Annotated in this window: 18 protein-coding genes; 15 read left to right on the top strand and 3 right to left on the bottom strand. The window is 58.8% G+C overall.

Features of this window, described 5'->3' with window-relative positions:
* Positions 1-105: 105 nt before the first annotated feature.
* From ACO06L_RS15060 to ACO06L_RS15045, 4 genes are all read left to right on the top strand, one after another.
* Positions 106-1,590: a DUF4331 domain-containing protein gene (locus ACO06L_RS15060; protein ID WP_202346368.1), complete on the top strand. Its 1,485-nt coding sequence runs from the start codon at positions 106-108 to the stop codon at positions 1,588-1,590.
* Between the two features lie 13 nt (positions 1,591-1,603).
* Positions 1,604-1,840: a hypothetical protein gene (locus ACO06L_RS15055; protein WP_227715691.1), complete on the top strand. Its 237-nt coding sequence runs from the start codon at positions 1,604-1,606 to the stop codon at positions 1,838-1,840.
* A gap of 76 nt (positions 1,841-1,916) precedes the next feature.
* Positions 1,917-3,035, top strand: coding sequence for a tetratricopeptide repeat protein (locus ACO06L_RS15050; RefSeq protein ID WP_202346367.1), 1,119 nt, complete (start codon positions 1,917-1,919; stop codon positions 3,033-3,035).
* The gene (locus tag ACO06L_RS15045) at positions 3,032-4,162 is read left to right on the top strand and encodes a HupE/UreJ family protein (RefSeq protein WP_227715690.1); all 1,131 of its coding nucleotides are present in this window, start codon (positions 3,032-3,034) and stop codon (positions 4,160-4,162) included. Before ACO06L_RS15050 ends, ACO06L_RS15045 begins: the two co-directional genes overlap by 4 nt.
* A 17-nt stretch (positions 4,163-4,179) precedes the next feature.
* Here ACO06L_RS15045 and ACO06L_RS15040 read toward each other — a convergent pair whose 3' ends face one another.
* Positions 4,180-4,797: a hypothetical protein gene (locus tag ACO06L_RS15040; RefSeq protein WP_008176983.1), complete on the bottom strand. Its 618-nt coding sequence runs from the start codon at positions 4,795-4,797 to the stop codon at positions 4,180-4,182.
* A gap of 130 nt (positions 4,798-4,927) precedes the next feature.
* Positions 4,928-6,415, bottom strand: a complete 1,488-nt coding sequence (locus tag ACO06L_RS15035) for an amidase (protein ID WP_227715689.1) — start codon at positions 6,413-6,415, stop codon at positions 4,928-4,930.
* A gap of 52 nt (positions 6,416-6,467) precedes the next feature.
* Between ACO06L_RS15035 and ACO06L_RS15030 the strand changes: the two genes are divergently transcribed.
* Together ACO06L_RS15030 and ACO06L_RS15025 are read left to right on the top strand one after the other, a co-directional pair.
* Positions 6,468-7,607, top strand: a complete 1,140-nt coding sequence (locus tag ACO06L_RS15030) for a hypothetical protein (RefSeq protein WP_202346365.1) — start codon at positions 6,468-6,470, stop codon at positions 7,605-7,607.
* Positions 7,586-8,356 carry a sulfite exporter TauE/SafE family protein gene (locus ACO06L_RS15025; protein WP_202346364.1) on the top strand — a complete coding sequence of 257 codons (771 nt, stop codon included), beginning with the start codon at positions 7,586-7,588 and terminating at the stop codon, positions 8,354-8,356. Before ACO06L_RS15030 ends, ACO06L_RS15025 begins: the two co-directional genes overlap by 22 nt.
* On the opposite strand, the gene ACO06L_RS15020 is transcribed toward ACO06L_RS15025, so the two are convergent.
* Positions 8,339-10,687 carry a sensor domain-containing diguanylate cyclase gene (locus tag ACO06L_RS15020; protein WP_202346363.1) on the bottom strand — a complete coding sequence of 783 codons (2,349 nt, stop codon included), beginning with the start codon at positions 10,685-10,687 and terminating at the stop codon, positions 8,339-8,341. The genes ACO06L_RS15025 and ACO06L_RS15020 overlap by 18 nt on opposite strands.
* A gap of 187 nt (positions 10,688-10,874) precedes the next feature.
* Here ACO06L_RS15020 and ACO06L_RS15015 point away from each other — a divergent pair, with 187 nt between their 5' ends.
* From ACO06L_RS15015 to ACO06L_RS14975, 9 genes are all read left to right on the top strand, one after another.
* Entirely contained in the window at positions 10,875-11,663 is a 789-nt protein-coding gene (locus ACO06L_RS15015) for a MotA/TolQ/ExbB proton channel family protein (RefSeq protein ID WP_064229294.1), read from the top strand.
* The gene (locus tag ACO06L_RS15010) at positions 11,650-12,045 is read left to right on the top strand and encodes an ExbD/TolR family protein (protein WP_202346362.1); all 396 of its coding nucleotides are present in this window, start codon (positions 11,650-11,652) and stop codon (positions 12,043-12,045) included. The genes ACO06L_RS15015 and ACO06L_RS15010 overlap by 14 nt, the downstream gene beginning before the upstream one ends.
* Positions 12,042-12,452 (top strand): ExbD/TolR family protein, encoded by a 411-nt coding sequence (locus ACO06L_RS15005; RefSeq protein WP_064229296.1) that lies wholly within the window; start codon positions 12,042-12,044, stop codon positions 12,450-12,452. Before ACO06L_RS15010 ends, ACO06L_RS15005 begins: the two co-directional genes overlap by 4 nt.
* Positions 12,449-13,201 (top strand): energy transducer TonB, encoded by a 753-nt coding sequence (locus ACO06L_RS15000; protein ID WP_202346361.1) that lies wholly within the window; start codon positions 12,449-12,451, stop codon positions 13,199-13,201. Before ACO06L_RS15005 ends, ACO06L_RS15000 begins: the two co-directional genes overlap by 4 nt.
* A 337-nt stretch (positions 13,202-13,538) precedes the next feature.
* Positions 13,539-14,387, top strand: coding sequence for a formate/nitrite transporter family protein (locus tag ACO06L_RS14995; protein ID WP_064229298.1), 849 nt, complete (start codon positions 13,539-13,541; stop codon positions 14,385-14,387).
* A 77-nt stretch (positions 14,388-14,464) separates the two neighbouring features.
* The gene (locus ACO06L_RS14990) at positions 14,465-16,189 is read left to right on the top strand and encodes a bifunctional protein-serine/threonine kinase/phosphatase (RefSeq protein ID WP_202346360.1); all 1,725 of its coding nucleotides are present in this window, start codon (positions 14,465-14,467) and stop codon (positions 16,187-16,189) included.
* Positions 16,190-16,403: 214 nt separating this feature from the next.
* On the top strand, positions 16,404-16,922 hold the full coding sequence (locus ACO06L_RS14985; protein WP_008176957.1) for an Hcp family type VI secretion system effector: 519 nt from the start codon (positions 16,404-16,406) through the stop codon (positions 16,920-16,922).
* Positions 16,923-16,975: 53 nt separating this feature from the next.
* The gene (locus tag ACO06L_RS14980; RefSeq protein WP_202346359.1) at positions 16,976-17,323 is read left to right on the top strand and encodes a hypothetical protein; all 348 of its coding nucleotides are present in this window, start codon (positions 16,976-16,978) and stop codon (positions 17,321-17,323) included.
* A gap of 10 nt (positions 17,324-17,333) precedes the next feature.
* The gene (locus ACO06L_RS14975) at positions 17,334-17,783 is read left to right on the top strand and encodes a hypothetical protein (RefSeq protein WP_202346358.1); all 450 of its coding nucleotides are present in this window, start codon (positions 17,334-17,336) and stop codon (positions 17,781-17,783) included.
* The last annotated feature ends 9 nt before the right edge of the window (positions 17,784-17,792 follow it).

The following is a 17,792-nucleotide window of genomic DNA, read 5'->3' as shown; positions in this document are numbered from 1 at the left end:
AGAAGTTGCGCGGATGCCGAAAAGAATTTTCCCAACGACTGCAACTTTTCAACGGGCCCGCTCGTTCCTTCCTCCGACGAACCCAAACACAGAGAGGAAAGCGACATGAAAACAATTCTGAAAGGGTCCAGCCTCGCTATCGCCGTGGCCGGAAGCTGCCTCGCCACCGGCCTGGTCCAGGCATCGAGCCACCGCGAAGCGCCCTTCATCACAGAAATCCCGAAAGTCGATGGCACCGACTTCTACATGTTTCGGAGCTACGAGTCCGGCAGGGCGGATTTTGTGACCCTTATTGCCAATTACCTGCCTCTGCAGGACGCCTATGGCGGTCCCAACTATTTTGATCTGGACGACGATGCCATCTATGAGATTCACGTCGACAACGACGGCGATGCCGTTGAGGATCTGACGTTCCGTTTTCAGCTGGAAGATAGCCTGAACGATATTCAGTTGCCGGTCGGGCCGGATGGCGACCAGCGGATGGTGTCTGTACCCCTCAAGAACATTGGCGACGCAAGTGACGCCGGCAACGTTCAGTTGCGACAAACCTACTCGGTGGACGTCATTTCCGGCGATCGCCGCACGGGCGCCGTGCAAGCCGCCACCAACGTGAACACGGGCACTGAAACTTTCGATAAACCGTTGGACAACATAGGTGCAAAGTCCTTTGGTGATTACGCCAGTTACGCCGGCCAGCACGTGTTTGATATCGCCATTCCCGGCTGCGGCACCAACGGTCGTGTGTTTGTCGGCCAGCGCCAGGAGGCGTTTGCGGTAAACCTGGGCGAAATTTTCGACCTGGTGAACACCAACCCCCTGGGCGCCCGGGATGGAGAAGGTCCCGGTGATCTGGCCGACAAGAACGTGACCTCCTTTGCCCTGGAAGTGCCCACCGAGTGCCTGACCGGCACCGCTATGAATTCCAACGGCCAGCCGGTCATTGGTGCCTGGACAACGGCGAGCGTTCGTCAGGCACGCATCATCAATCCTGCCCCCAGTACGGAAAGCCGTGGCGCAACCGTTGAAGGTGGTGCCTACACCCAGGTTTCCCGCCTGGGCATGCCGCTGGTTAACGAAGTGGTTATCGGCCTCAAGGACAAAGACCGTTTCAACGCCAGCGAACCCAAGGACGACGGCCAGTTCGCCACCTATGTGACTCACCCGACACTGCCAGAGCTTCTGGAAGTGCTGTTCCCCGTGACCGCGCCGAACAACTTTCCGCGCAACGATCTGGTCACGGCCTTCCTGACCGGCGTGCCCGGCGTCAATATGCCCGTTGGCGTAACCGCCTCCGAGATGCTGCGACTGACGCCCGCCATTGCGCCAACCCCTCTGGACAGCCAGAACGACCTCGGTGTTCTGGCCGGTGATAACGCCGGCTTCCCGAATGGCCGCCGGCCTTACGATGACACCGTCGACATCGCACTTCGGGTCGCCATGGGTGTACTGGCAGACCCTGCCGATGCGCCCGATGGCAGCCTCGAGTACACAGACGGCGTCCAGTTGGCAGCAGATCCTGCCAGCCTGCCTGCGGACTACGAGTCGTTCCCTTACCTGGCGACACCAATCGCCGGTTCACCCAACGAATAACCGGGAGATGGCTATGAAATTATTCACAAAGGTCACGGCGATCTGCGCGATGGCGCTATTCATGGCCGGCTGCTTCGATGGGTCGAACAGCCGAGCGGAGTCGCCGGCTCCGACCGTCGATTTCACGGAGTTTGTTAAAACCCAGTTCGCCCGGACAACCGACGACGCCCAGCCGGCGAACGTCAACGGGATCGACCTGAGTTTCAATGACCAGAACAATCCACAGGCTTTCGATGACCTGCTTCAATAAACCTCCAGGTGGCCGGTTTTCCCGTTGTCTCGGGCCGGTCTTTTCCCTGCCTGCCCTTCGGGGCAGGCCTTTTTGGTTGATCGCCACATTCGCGGCCTTTCAGGCGCAGGCCGCGCCTGATCCAATTATCACCGACTTCGGGGATGGTCAGGTACTGACCGAATTACCCCGCTCTGCTGCCGAGGTCTTACGGGAGACGGAATCGCCCGAGGAGGCCGGGGACCGGCTGAAAATACTGATCACACAGGCCAGGGCCAGTGGCGACCCTAGATACCTGGGGTATGCCCAGACACTGGTCAATCGCTGGCCGGAAGAACAGCTGACTGACCGTCTGCGGGTCCTCCGGGCGACTTTGCGCCAGAGCCTGCACCAATTTGATTCCGCCCGCTCCGATCTTGAACGGGTAATCTCCAGCCCTTCGGACAAACAGCAACGTATCCAGGCTCGCCTGACCCTGGCCAACCTTGAGCTGGTTCAAGGTCGTTACAAGGAGGCTGAGCAGCATTGTCGGGCACTTCAGTCTGCCTATCCGGGCCTGATAGCCCAGAGCTGCCTGGCTTCCGTGCAGGCGAGGACCGCCGACCCTGAAAAAGCCTATCGGAATCTTGCGTCACAACTCGCCGAGTCGATAAACCGCCAGCCTGCCGATTCCACCAGCCGACTCTGGGCCGAGGGCACTCTCGGGGACATCGCTGCCCAGGCGGGATTGCCTGAGGCCAAAGTGCATTGGCAAAGAGTAGTGAAGGCGACACCGAACGACCTTTATGTCCGGGCCCAGCTCGCCGATTGGCACCTTGAGAGAGGCCACTTCGAGCAGGTTTTGAGGCTCACCCAGGGGTTCGATGCCGTCGACACACTCGCCGTAATTCGGGCCATCGCCATGGAGCGCATGGGCCACCCCGGCAGTAACGAACTGAACAGTCGTTTACGGCAACGGTTTGAAGAGGCCCGCTGGCGAGGCGCTTTATTACATGCCAGGGATGTTGCCCGATTCGAGCTGGATATCGAAAACCAGACGGAAGAGGCGCTGAGACTCGCAACAAAAAATTGGGAGAGCCAGAGGGAGCCGCAGGACACACGACTGTTACTGAGATCGGCCCTCGCCGCAGGCGACAAAGTCCAATACCAGAGAGTCAGGGACTGGCTCAAAGACCTGGGGCAGAGCGATGCCCGCTATCCGGAGTTCAAACAATGAAGGTCACACGAGGAATCTGGCTTGCTTTGCTTACAGTGACGCTGGTATCCGCCAGTGGGATGGCAGCGGCACACAAGGCAAGCGACAGCTTTCTTTACCTGGACAACGGCCCGACCGAGCTTCGAATCGATGTTGCACTACGTGACCTCGCGCTGCTGACAAGCATTGATCGCAACGGCGATCGTCAGGTATCGGGTCAGGAACTGCGACAGGCAAGACCCGAGATCACGCGAACCGTGGAATCTGCCCTGACCTTTTCGAACAGCAGTGGCAACTGCAATCTGGCCGGCAAGAAATGGGGCATCAGCGAGCACAGTGACGGATTCTATTCCGCCGCCCGTTACGCTATTCAGTGCCCCGATGGTGAGCCGCCGAGAGCGCTGGAGTACAACCTGCTGTTTGAACAGGATGCTCTGCACCGGGGCCTGGTGAGCCTTGACTATGATGGTCAGACACGTCTGGCCGCACTGGGACCGGATTCCCGAACGCTGGATCTGACAGGCACGGAGAACCCGGGCTATTTCAGTGTATTCGCAACGTTTGTCTATCAGGGTGTCATCCACCTGCTGATCGGGCTCGACCACATTCTGTTCCTGCTCGTTCTGATTATTCCGGCAACGCTGTCCTTTCCCAAAAACCAGGTACCCAGCGGGCGGTCGAGAGCCTTACGGGGCCGCCTGCTTGAACTGGCCGGCATTATCACGGCATTTACCGCGGCGCACTCCATCACGCTGGCGCTGGCCGCCCTCGATATCGTTTCACTGCCCATCGCATGGGTGGAAACGGTTATCGCACTTTCCATCAGCTTGGCAGCATTGAACGTGGCCTGGCCGATTCTCGGGCACAAAACCTGGAAGCTGGCGTTCGGATTTGGACTGGTGCACGGTTTTGGATTCGCCAGTGTTCTGGGCGATCTCACCAGTGGCGTATCCGGGTTGGCGGTGGCGCTGGCAGGTTTCAACCTCGGTGTGGAACTCGGTCAGCTGGCGCTGCTCGTGGTGGGATTCCCGGTGCTGTATTACCTGGGCAAAAAACGGGTGTATCAAAAGGGCGGCGTGCCAGTGATGCTGGCAGCAATAGGTGCTATCAGTCTGTTCTGGGTTGTCCAGCGCGCGCCCCTGTTCTGAGCGCGCACCGGATGACCTTAGTGAAGAGCTCGCATCTGACGCGGATAGAGCGCTGCGCTGACTTCCGGCTCTTCCAGCAGGTCGGCCAGCTCGCGATCTACGGTGGTCTCTTCACCTTCTTCGGGCAACGGCTCGAACAGCGTGCTCAGCCAGGAGGCAACGGAGGGCGCTTCGTCGCGTTTGTAATCGGTGGACAGCGCCTTGATGCGGCGGAAGCCGATGATGCGCTGGTGCTTGGGGTCCCGAATCTGTTCAAAACCCCGCCAGTAAACATGGTCCCTGGTGTGCAGCTGCACGAACAGGGTGTCTATAGGTCCGTCTGAATCGTCTGCACCCTCCGCTTCTTCCTCAACCGCTTCTGGGGCCGCTTCGGCTTCCACTTCAGGTTTCTTGTGACGGATGGTGGTCCAGGCCGGGTACAGCACGGCCACGGCATCCGCTTCAACATGCTCGCGGGCGGCGCGGAGGATCAACCCCCAGCGGGCCTTGTCGGCATCGGTTTCAAGGGAATTGATGGGCAAGTCGTAGCTTTGCTCGCTGGACAGAACAATGGCCATCATCGGGGCGTCTAACTCCCCCATGGCCTCGGCCTGTGCTACTGATACCAGTTCATCGATTGCCATCGGTTGGTTCATAATACGCTCGCCTCCTCGATGCCATCAGGGTCGTTCAGGAAGAAGGGGTCTTCCTGACTAACAGCATAGCCTGTTCCGGCTACAAAGATAAACGTGGAGTTTCCCCAGCCGGATCACAACCCCGGATAACTCAAAACGCGTCCTCAAGTTTTTCATAATTGCCGAACCAGGGGTTTGCCTCTTCCAGTTGGCCCGCCAACTGAAGCAGGGTCGCTTCGGCGCCGTGGGGCCCGCCGAACTGCACCCCCACCGGCAAACCTTCGGCAGTCCAGTGCATCGGCACAGACATGGCAGGTGTCCCGGTAAGGTTGGCCAGCTGGGTAAACGGCGTTCGCGCCAGGCTTTCCAGGGCCATCTGGTCCACCTGTCCAGAACGATGCACCAGTTTACCGGCCTTCAATTTCAGCATCAGGCGTGCTGCAAACTTGAGATGGGCCGGCGTTTCCAGTTCACCGATGGCCGCCGGCAATTGCCCGGTCGCAGGGCTGAGGTATAGATCGTAACTCCCGAAGAACGCGCCCAGCGCCCTGGCAAAATCGTTCCACTGCTGGCGGCGGCGGACATAATCGGAGAGCGGCATGGTCTCTCCAAGCATGCCGATCAGCCGGGTATCCAGCTCGAAATCGCTGTCGGTAGCGCCGAACTGCTCTTTCGCCTTCGCCATCAGCGCCGACACTTCGCCGAAATACAGGCCCAGGTAGCAGCGGGCAAGAGCCATTCCGTCGAATTCCGGCGCAGCGTACTCAACTCTGTGACCGAGATTCTCAAGAACCCGGGCCGTTTCCTCCACAGCAGCAATGCACTCCGGCGCAACCTCTGTATTGTATGGGGATGACGTGAACACGCCGATTCTCAGGCTGCCCGGAGACCGCTGCATCAGTTCCGCGTAGGCCGCAGACGACGCAGGAATCTCGAACGGATCGCCTGGCGCCGGCCCGTTGAGCACATCCAGCATCGCCGCACTGTCTCTGACCGTTCGGCTGACCACATGATCTGTGGATGCCCCGGTCCAGGCTTCGCCCATAAACGGCCCCGAGGAAATGCGACCGCGGGATGGCTTAAGGCCAAACAGGCCGTTATAGGCTGCAGGAATGCGGATGGAGCCGCCGCCGTCGTTGGCGCCCGCCATGGGCACAATGCCAGCGGCGACCGCCGCGCCGGAGCCACCGCTGGATCCACCCGGGGTTAGCTGCGTGTTCCAGGGGTTACGGGTTGGCCCCCAGAGCTCAGATTCGGTAACCGCTTTCAGACCAAACTCCGGCGTGGCGGTTCGCCCCAGGAAAACCAGACCGCCGTCCCGGGCCCGACGGACGAATTCCGAGTCCTGGGACGCAAAATTCTTTGTCATCCCGCGACTGCCATAGGTGCACGGGTGCCCAGCCTGTTCCTGGGCAAGGTCCTTTAGCAGCAGAGGGACGCCGGCAAAAACGGCCTGCTCGGGGAAACGCTGGGCTGGCGCTTCGGAGAACTGGGGATAGCAGATCGCGTTCAGCGTGCCGTTCACTCGGGTTGCCCGTTCCACGGCCGCCTCGCATACTTCCCTTGAAGTGACCTCGCCCCGACGGACAAGATCAGCGAGTGCAGTAGCATCGTAACGTAGGTATTCAGATTGCTTCATGGCAGGTTCCATTTGTTATTCTGTTTTGAGGAAGGTCACGGGTATAACGTCTATGGTCAGAATTCTCAAGAGCTTACGCCAGCTTGCCGTGATTTTCATCCTGGCGGCATCGGTGACCGTTGCCGCCCAGGGAACGCCGCCAGCCACCAGTGACGACAGCGACTGGACCCGCGTCGTCCGTTCCTCGCCCTATTGGGTCAGCCAGGGGGTGTTTGAAAACATTCTCACCATCAGACGCTGGGTATTGAAGGAATCCGGCTATTGCGCCAGTGCCGATCGCCACGTTCTGTACGACATGCGCGGCCGGTTTCTGGCCTGGATCAGTGACGGTGACGACCGCGACACCACCCAGCGACTGCTGAACGCAACCCGGAAATCATTGTATGAGAATGGCAAGGTGGAAGACTGGGTTGCCGGAGAGACCGGCCAGACAGGCTATCCGTTCGCCCTTTCCTGCGACCAGCCCCACGTAAACGTCGATGAAGCCGTTGCCCGCTATCTTGGCACCCTGCCGGCAGACCGGATCTGGGGCGCCTGGGACGACCTCAACTTTGCCGACAGTAGTGCTCCGGAAAGCCTGCATGACGCTCTGATCTACGTATACGAACACCGCAACAACCAGAACCGCCTGACCCTGCCGCAAGCCTTGCCCCGATATCTGGCCGGCCAGATCCTGATTGAAAGTGGAGCCCAGGCAAGAGCCCATTCCCGGGCAAACGCCAGGGGAATCCTGCAGCTTTCACCCGCCGCCCTGTCCGACTGCGAGATCGCTCCCGACAATTACTGGCACCGGCTGGCACAGATCGATTGCGCCCTGCGTTTGATGAACCAGAATGCCCGCAATCTGGCACCGGTTTTCCAGCAACGTTTCGGCCATTTGCCTGATGCCAAAAGGGACCGATTATTCACCCTCCTGCTGGTTCAGGCCTATCATGGCGGCGCCGGACGGGTCCAGGCGCTGCTGGACGACCCGGTGCTGGCACAGCCAGCCGAGTATTTTGCCGCCAACCATGAACGCTTTACCGCCGGCGATATTGCCTTCGGCCTGATTTTTCACAACCTGGGGCGGGACCGCCTCGGTCTTGCATCGCTCTACTATGTGGCCGACGTTCAGCTGGCAACCGAGGCCCTGTGTCGCACGGCCAAACTCAAATCAACGGAATTCTGTGAATGGAAGTACTCAACCAACTGATACCCGAAAGCCTGAGCCTCCCGGTCGCCGTTTTCCTGCTTGCCAGCTCCACCATTACTTCGATGATCACCGCCAGCCTAGGCGCCGGTGGCGGCGTTCTGCTGCTGGTACTGATGGCCAGCTGGATGCCGCCTGCGGCCATCATCCCGGTTCATGGCATGATCCAGTTGGGCTCCAATGTTGGCCGGGCGGCACTGACCTGGCGGCACGTAGACTGGCGGGTGATTGCCGCGTTCCTGCCCGGTGTGATCGCAGGGGCGGCGCTGGGCGCCTGGCTACTGGTGAATCTTCCGGCCCACATCTGGCAGCTGACCATCGCCCTGTTCGTTCTCTATCTTTGCTGGGGGCCGGCACTACCAAAGGGTGCCTTCGGTGCCCCCGGGGTGTTTCTGGCCTCGGCCCTGACCAGTTTTGTCAGCCTGTTCGTGGGCGCCACCGGGCCGCTGGTTGCGGCGTTCATCAAGCAGATTCACACCGACAGGTTCAAAACCGTGGCCACCTTCGCCACCGCCATGACGCTGCAACATGCGCCCAAGGCGCTGGTGTTCGGGGCGGCGGGTTTCATGTTCTTTGAGTGGCTCCCGTTTATCCTTGCAATGATCGCCTGCGGCTTCGCCGGCACCTGGCTCGGGCTCCATGTACTCAGTTCCCTTAGCAACCGGAAGTTCACACTGATCTTCAATATCGTGCTGACCGCGCTTGCGATCCGCCTGCTATGGCAGGCCAATCTCTCAGCCGGCTGGTGGTGACGGAACCACAACAACCCTGTTACGTCCCCGGGATTTGGCGATGTAGCTACCCTCATCCGCCCGGGCCATAACCTCCCGGGGGCCGCTGTCTTCCGGTGTCAGTTCCGTCAGGCCGATACTCGTGGTTACACCGAATGACCGGCCGTCATGCTCAATGCGAAGAGCCTCAACATCCGCGCGGATCCGTTCCGCCAGAGCCTGCGCCCTTGCCATGCCACAGGCGGGCAAAATAATGCCAAACTCATCCCCGCCAAGCCTGGCCACGGTATCGGACTGGCGAACCGAGTCCTTGAACAGGTCCGCCAGCCGTTTGAGCAGATCGTCGCCCAGCAGGTGCCCACCTTCATCGTTTACCGGTTTGAAGTAGTCGAGATCAATGAGCATCAGTACCGAACGGACGTCCTGGCGATCGGCTTCTCCCAGACATCGGACCAGCGAGGCGTTGAACGCCCGCCGGTTGAGTAACTGAGTCAGACTGTCGTGGGTTGCCTCCCAGGACAGCCGTTCCTCCTGCCGGCGGCGGTCGCTGTCATCCCGTAACACGAACACCAGGCGCTCATCCTCGCGACCCTGACGAATGTGCAACATAGTGAGATCAATCGGGAATGGCACACCCAGCGAGTTCCGCAGAGTCACGTAAAGACTGTCCAGATCTTCTCCGGACAGGAACTCCTGCGCTGTCAATTCCCGCTCTTCAGTTTCAATGGTGACCAGCTGGAAAAAGTTCCTGAGTAAGCACTCACCCTCTGTTCCCAGCAGCCGACAGGCGGCATCGTTGGCAAACCGGATCACACCCTCGACGTCTACCATGAGAACGCCTTCCTGTAGGACGCGAAGAATCGTCTCGGCGCGCTGCTGCTCCGTCCTGAGCGCCTCTTCTACCTCCAGCTCATGGGAAATATCCCGAACTACCGTGATGGTACCGAGGGCCTTTTCCGGCGTCTGAATTGCTGCCGTCATCACATCCCCCCAGATCACCTGATCCGGAGCAGGGGATTCCAACCTTAACCGGCCCCGGAAAACGCTCTGGTTCCTGATCGCATTTTTCCAGCCGGCAATCGCCTCCTGTCTGTCGGTGTTATGCACTCGATTGGCCAGGTAACTGTAAGTGAGTTCTTCTGCAGGCCGGCCGACGATGGCCTCGAAAGCCGGGTTGGCAAATTCGATACGGCCCAGAACGTCGGTCTGGACGATGCCGATAGGCGCGCTCTGGGTGAGGGAACGGAAAAAAGCCTCTCTTTCAGCAAGCGATACCAGAACCTCGTCCCGCTCATCGGTCACGGTATTAAAGATTTCTGCGACCTGGCGGATTTCCTTGCCTCCGGCGACGTCCACCGGATCGGAGCGCATACCAAGGTGGCGCTCGCGGATCTGGCTGCCCAGTGTTTTGAGCGGCGCCATCAGTCGCCGGAAGCGCCACAGTGCAATAGGTGCGATCAACAGGATCACCACCAGCAGAATCCATAAGAAGGCATCCACAGTGCGGGTAATCGGCGCCAGCGCTTCTCGAGCCGGCCAGGAAGCTGATACGAACCAGGGCACCTGGGTAAGCTGCTGCACCGACATGATGGTTCGTTCACCCTCGCCGCTGTTAGTCTCCAGCGTGCCTTCAAACCCCTCCATGGCATCCCGGAGCACAGGATTCGCTACCCGCACCGGCGCCATGGCCTCGTCGTCCCTTTGACTGACCACCACAAAACCACTGCGGGTTGCCACTCCGAGATAACCGGTAGTTCCTATGCGGATGTTGATAAACTGATCAAGAAAATTGTTTCCATCCAGGGCAATGGCACCGCCAAGCACACCAATGAAACGTTGGCGGTGGTCGAAGATCGGCGCAGCCACCATGATGGCCGGCTTTTCCTGATAGTTGGAAATATAGGGTTCGCTGATCACCGGCGTGAGCGTGGAGGAAATCCGGCGAAAATACTCCCGGTCGCTGACATTCAGCCCCGCCTGTCGGTAATCTTCTGGATGCTCGGCAATAACCAGGCCCTTTTCATCCATCAGGTAGACCGCATCAAACAGATGCTCCAGGGCCGTTTGCCGACGAATCAGAACCCTGGCCCTTGCGTCCAGAACATCGCTGGACATGGTCAGGTTCTGGGCCACGTGGTTGAGTGCTTCGAGACGCAGGGCGAGCTTGTCATCCAGCTCCCCGGCAATCAGGGTGGCAATGGTTTCCACCTGGTTCCGGGCCTGCTGTTCCAGTTCAGAACGGCTCAGCAAGAAACCGGCGACGGTTACCAGCAAGGCCGTCAGTATGATCGCGACAACCACCAGAGCAACGGCCCGATTCGCCAGGCTGCCCAACCATCGCTTGATCAGCATGACTTCCAGACTCCGCAGCGGATTCGACAACCAGTAATGATCTGACCTCCGTTTTAAGCTCTTATTGGTGGTTCTTATGCATGACTTAAGTCTAACAGAGGGGGTGCTGTAGTCAGATTACAGGCTTGCAAATTCAATGATAATCGTTATTATTTAGTTCCACTTTTGCACATTGAGAACTCCTCTCATGACGGACATCCTCTCGCCTCTGAATACCGGCCCGCTCGCGCAAGTTATTGATATGGGCGGCCCTGTGATGCTGGTGCTGGTGGTGCTCGCGATCATTGGCTTCGTTACCTTCGTGTATCTGATGCTTATCGGAACCCTTTATGCGCCCCGTTTGTCCGGTCAGCTTAAAAAAACCGTAATGAACTGGCAGAATAATCCGGCGTCGATACGGCCGTCAGAAGTGCGACATCAGGCAGGCCGCTGGGGGCGGATGAATCCGCTGCAGCGTCTTGTCACCGATACGATAGAGGCCATTCAGAACGATCAGGACGACCGGCAGATCCGGGAAACCGCCGCACGGGATGCCCAACATGCCCTGGAGCCGTTCGAGGCACCGTTGAAGATCATCGAAGTCATCGCAGCCCTGGCCCCTCTTCTCGGCCTGCTGGGAACCGTACTGGGCATGATGGAGGCCTTCAGCGCCATGGCTGCTACCGAAGGCCGTGCCAATGCCACCCAACTCAGTGGCGGTATTTACGAAGCCCTGACCACTACAGCCGCGGGCCTGGTAGTGGCCATACCGTTTGCTGCACTGGCTGCATGGATCGAGTTCCGGCTGCGACGCATCCACAAGACCATCAACAGCACACTGGTTTCGATTCTGCATATCGTGCCGGAGCAGACTCTGGACGCCGTTGAAGCAGATTACCGGTCGCCGGAAAGCCAGCGTGCCGCCGAAACCGCCGTCGACGAGCCCGACCGTTACTCAACCGCCCGGGGTCAGCGATTCGCCCATGCAACTGGTTGAGCCAAGGCCAAACCGTCCGATTCCAATCCGGATCACGCCCCTGATCGATGTGGTCTTCATTCTCCTGGTGTTCTTTATGCTGACCACCCGGCTATTGCCTGTGGACTACCTGGAATTGGCCAATAACACGTCGAGCCGCAGTCCGGTCACCGGAGAACCGCTACCAGAGCTGACGGTCACGGCCAACGGCGACGTAAGATGGCAGGGCCAGACGTTACCCCTGGAGCGCCTGGTCACCGAGCTGTCTGAAGCCGGTACCACCGAAGTGAACCTCTCAACAACGGGCGACACACCCCTGGGAGCTTTTACCGCGGCCCTTAGCGCTTTGACTGACAGCGGCATCGACACTCACTGGAAGCGGACAAACGCAACGACACCATGAGCGATCTGGTTCCACCTCCGTTTACCTCCGGCAAAACCCTGATGGAACGCGTGGAGGATGCGCTTCTGCCGTTGATCAACCTGGTCTTCCTGCTGTTGATGTTTTTCATCGTTGCCGGCCAGCTTGCCGATGACCCACTGCCCGAATTGCCCGCCACCGAGCAGGGCGAAGACCGTCAGTCTCCTCATGCGGACATGATTGTAAGCGCCAACGGAGACTGGAAGGTCGACGGTGAGCTGCTCAACAAGGAATCCCTGGTTGCCAGGCTGCCGGAACCTGATGGCCAGCAGCCCCTGAAAATTGCCGCTGCCGAGAGCATCACCATGGCAGACCTGGAAACACTCTTCCGCTTGCTGGAGCAGGGCGGATACCAGGATATCCTGCTGTTGACGGAGCCCGCCCGATGATGCCGCAAAAGCCGCCCTTCCGGTGGGCACTTCTGCTGCTCGCAATCGTAGTGACCTTCGTCGCCCTGGCGATCGCCGCTCCCGAAGAGACGGTGGAACTCAACACCCTGGGCGAATCCGCGGTCAACACAGCGCCAGCCATCCGAATCAAGCTGGCTGGCGAACCCGCGCCGAAACCCGACGCCGCGCCAAAGCCAAAACCAGAGCCGAAGCCACAGCCTGCACCTGAACCCAAGCCCGAACCCAAGCCCGAACCCAAGCCCAAGCCCGAGCCTGAGCCCGAGCCCGAGCCAGAACCGGAACCTGAGCCGGAACCTGAACCGGTGACGGAACCAACGCCCGAGCCAGAGGTTGCCGAAGAGGTCGCGGAAGCGGAAACACCGAGCGGTGATCCGGCAGAGACTGCAACAGAGAAACAGTCACAGGCGACCGTTGCACTGCAAAACGCTGGCGTTAGATCGGAAGTGGATAATTACCTGTCCAAACTCAGCCGCCATCTTGCCCGATACTATGAATATCCACGCAGGGCGAGGCGCCTTGGCCAGGAAGGCACACCCGTGATTGTGTTCGAGTTTCAAAGGGACGGATCCCTGGTGGCCCACAGCCTGAGAACCAGCTCCGGACATCAGCTTCTGGACGAGTCAGCGCTGGCCATGCTCGAACAGGCGGCGCCTCTGCCATCAGTGCCGGAAGCAATTGCAGGACAGAAATTCCGCTATGCCTTGCCCGTGCGGTTCAGCCTTCGCTGAGACGTTGCCCTGCTGCGCCAGGTTGCAGCAGCGGTTAATGGGAACGCACCGTTCGGGTGCGTGAGAGCGGAGGTCGCCTCTTCTGCCGAGCCCGGCAACCACAGCACGAAAACTCTTACCCTTCTGATTTAATTCCGGTTTCCTGGCAACCTGCGATTCTGGCACAGTCTCTGCAACTTCTTAGACAGCGGAACCAATGTCGGTTCTGTTCACAGCGACAGATTCATTCAGACGACGGCGTCTACTTGCACCTGCAGATTGCAGGCAGCGGGTATCGCCGTTTTTTTATGGCCGTTTCAAAAGTCTGGTCATCCGATAGAAGTCAGAGGAAAACACTATGTCTTACATCGTGCCTTCGGAATTCGTCACCAAAATGGTCGACGCCGGCGAATCCAAAATTTATATGTCCACCCGGGATACCCTCATCCGGGCTTTCATGGCCGGCGCCATTCTGGCGCTGGCTGCAGCGTTTGCCATCACTGTAGCGGTCGAGACCGGAGTCTTTTTGATCGGCGCTATCCTGTTCCCGATCGGGTTTTGCATGCTCTACCTGATGGGCTTTGACCTGCTGACCGGCGTGTTCATGCTTACACCCCTGGCATTGCTTGATAAGCGCCCCGGCGTAACCCCGGCAGCCATACTGCGCAACTGGGGCTGGGTATTCCTTGGCAACCTGGGCGGCGCGCTGACCGTCGCCTTCATGATGGCCTTTATCTTCACCTATGGTTTCAATACCGACCCGGGTGCCGTTGGCGCGAAGATCGCCAGTGTTGGCGAAGCGCGTACGCTTGGCTACGCGGAGTTCGGGGCTGCCGGCTGGGCCACCATTTTCATTCGCGGCATGCTGTGCAACTGGATGGTATCCATGGGCGTGGTTGGCGCCATGATTTCCACAAGCGTCAGTGGCAAGGTACTGGCCATGTGGATGCCGATCATGCTGTTCTTCTTCATGGGCTTCGAGCACTCCATCGTGAACATGTTCCTGTTCCCTTCCGCCATCATCATGGGCGGCGAGTTCTCAGTGATGGACTACCTGTGGTGGAACGAGATTCCCACCGTGCTGGGTAACCTGGTGGGCGGCCTGGCCTTTACCGGCCTTACCCTCTACACCACCCACGTGCGCACCGCACCCAAGCGCAAGATTGCAGCAGCCTACAGCGACGCTACCCTGGCCCGCACCAACTAAGCCGGGTATTCCTGCAACTCCGGCTGCCGCACCCGCCGGAGTTGCTTTTTCGTTTATCGGGGAAACTCCAGTTCTCAATGACCAGGTCCCTTGCCATTTCCGCCGGCCAGTACTCTGACGCCGGCGCAAAGCCAGTAAACCAGGACTTCCACGGGTTGTTGGTGCCGACGAGCCATCAGCTGATTACCAAGGGCATCGCCGTAGCTATCGCCGACGGCATCAGCTCCAGCAATGTCAGTCAGATTGCCAGCGAGTCCGCCGTTGCGGGTTTTCTCAGCGACTACTTTTCCACCCCGGAAAGCTGGTCGGTAAAACAATCCGCCCAACGGGTATTACGGGCAACCAATGCCTGGCTCCACGCCCAGACCCGGCAAAGCCAATATTGCTATGACCGCGACCGCGGGTATGTCTGCACCCTGAGCGTGATGGTGCTCAGGTCCGCCACCGCGCATCTGTTTCACATTGGCGATGCCCGCATCTACCGGGTTCACCACGACCAGCTGGAACAGCTCAGCACCGATCACCGGCTCTGGCTCTCCCGGGAAGACAGCTGCCTGAGCCGCGCCATGGGCATCGGCAATCAACTGGACATCGATTATCAAAGCCTGCCGATCCAACCCGGCGACACGTTCCTGCTGACCACCGACGGCATCCATGAACACCTGGACGAGCGAACCATGGCCCGCATCATTCGGGAATCTGCCGATGACCTGGACGCCGCCGCCCGCCAGCTGGCAGCCACAGCCCTCGAACGGGGCAGCACCGACAACCTGACGGCCCAGATCATTCGGATCGACTCGGTACCTTCAGCGCGGGAAAGCAGCGAGTTGTTTCACGAGCTGGCCAGGCTACCGTTTGCGCCGGAACTGCAGCCGGGACACCGTCTGGACGGCTACCGGATTCTGAGGCAGATTCATGCCAGCAGCCGTAGCCACGTCTACCTGGCCGTGGATGAGGAAACCGAAACCCGGGTGGTGCTGAAGATGCCATCACTGGAACAGCGGCACGATCCGGTCTATCTGGAACAATTCTCCACCGAGCAGTGGATTGCCCGGCGAATCAACAGCGACCATGTTGTCAGGCCGTTCCGACCAGACCGCCACCCCAGCGTTCTCTACCAGGCCACCGAGTTCGTGGAAGGCCGTACTCTTCGGCAATGGATGCTGGATAACCCGGCCCCGGCACTTGAAACCGTGCGTGATCTCGTCGAGCAGATCGGTAAAGGCTTGCGGGCTTTTCACCGGCTTGAAATGGTGCACCAGGACCTGAAACCGGACAACGTGCTGGTGGATACTCATGGTACCGTCACGCTGATTGATTTCGGTGCCACCCGGATCGCCGGCCTGGAGGACTCTGATATCGGCGAGCAGGCCGTTCCTCGGGGAGCAGCGCTTTACAGTGCTCCGGAGACCTTTCTCGGCGAGCCAGGCAGCTGGTTATCAGACCAGTTCTCCCTGGGCGTGATTACCTACCAGCTGCTCACCGGCCAGCTACCCTACGGCCCGGATGTACCTAAAATCCACAGCCGAAACCAGCTTAGAAACCTGAAATATCAGCCTGCTCGACAGTTCCGGGAGAGTCTGCCCGGGTGGGTCGACGATGCCATCGAAAAAGCGGTTCACCCCCAGGCCCACAGACGCTATCCAGCGCTCTCGGAATACCTGTACAACTTGCGACACCCTCCCGTCGATTGGCACAAGCGTCATCGGCCGCCATTAATGGAGCGCAATCCCGTGGCCTTCTGGCAGGGTGTATCCGGGTTATTGCTCCTGGCATTGCTGGCAGCCCTCGGCCTGGGCTGAAGCGGCATTGCCCGAGCAAATTCTTGCCCAGCCAGCAATCCGTCGCCTGGCGTTCGGGCGCGGGATTGCCTGGCAATCCCTGAGCATCTCCGAGAAAAACGCCAACCCACTGTTTTCAATACAATTATCTCTTCTGGCACAGGCTTTGTACTGAAACTCGGCGTCCAGGGAACACCCCGGGGACACTATTCATTCACAAGTCATGGAGCAGACTATGCCAACTCCTTGTTATATCAGTATCGAAGGCCAAACCCAGGGCAACATCACTGCCGGCGCATTCACTTCCGATTCCGTCGGCAACATCTACGTGGAAGGCCACGAAGACGAAGTGCTGGTTCAGGAATTCAGCCACGTCGTTACCGTACCGACCGACCCCCAGTCCGGTCAGCCTTCCGGACAGCGCGTGCACAAGCCGTTCAAGTTCACCTCCGCCTTGAACAAAGCCACCCCGCTGATGTACAACGCCCTGGCCTCCGGCGAGATGCTGCCCAAGGTCGAGCTGAAATGGTACCGCACCTCCGTTGAGGGCAAGCAGGAGCACTTCTTCTCCACCATCCTCGAAGATGCCACCATCATCGACATCAACTGCAACATGCCCCACTGCCAGGACGCCGGGAACGCCGACTTCACTCAGCTGGTCACCGTTTCCCTGTCCTACCGCAAGGTAACCTGGGAACACGCCGTTGCCGGTACTTCCGGTGCTGACGACTGGCGTTCGCCGATCGAGGCGTAATCACGCCAGAAGGGCCCCGCAGGGGTCCTTCTGCTTTTGCAGGGATGAAAAAAATGGATAGTCAATTGTCGGCCGAAGACATTGATAAAATCAGAGCCATCATTAAGGCGTTCTACGGCCATTCTGTTGCTTCAGGATTCACTGAAAGCAGCGTAACCGAAGAAACCGCGCGCGCTATCGCCCATATGCTCGTGGAAACCGTCGATTGTAGTAGATGGGTTGATGCTGTTCCGTCTCCACAGGACCTACTACGACCAACACGCAGGATCACAAAATGGGCTTTACGCCTGATTCGCGAGGCAGGGAAACCTTTTTTGCAGAACGAAGTGAAGGTAAGCTGGCTTTGCCGAACTGTTCGTTCTGGCCAGTTCAGATCCTCTATCGAAACGACATTGAGATGAGACTCCCACCATGGCAAGGATAGCCCTAGCTTTATCATTTTTACTTCTTCTCTCCGGCTGCGCATCCCAATCGTCATTGGTCATTCAACCATACAGCGAACTAGCTATAGAAGTACCAGAAAAGATGTTCTCCTCTGTGAAGATGAGGGATGGCGAGCTTGTATTTTTGAGAAACAACCGGGTCGTAGGTTTTGTCAGATCGGAGGAGATTCCAAGTACAGTAAGCTCAAGTTCAGCGATTGACACCTCAACGACGCTTTTTGAGAGTGCCAATCAGGGTTCAAGTAAACCAATTTGGATGGAGCAAATTCCCGAAGCTCAGGTATTTGGAGTAGTTCAGGGGGACTTTAGAACCGTATTTATTGTACCGAACGGCCAAGCTCAATCGCTTATTACCTTCCAGGGGCCAGCTGAAAGCTCGACCTCATTGCGGATAAATGGCGCAAAGATTTCAGAATAATGCATAGCT

It is taken from the genome of Marinobacter sp. (assembly GCF_965229985.1).
Taxonomy (GTDB): Bacteria; Pseudomonadota; Gammaproteobacteria; order Pseudomonadales; family Oleiphilaceae; genus Marinobacter.
The sequence above is the reverse complement of the archived record's forward strand: the minus strand, read 5'-3'. Positions and strand labels throughout refer to the sequence as shown.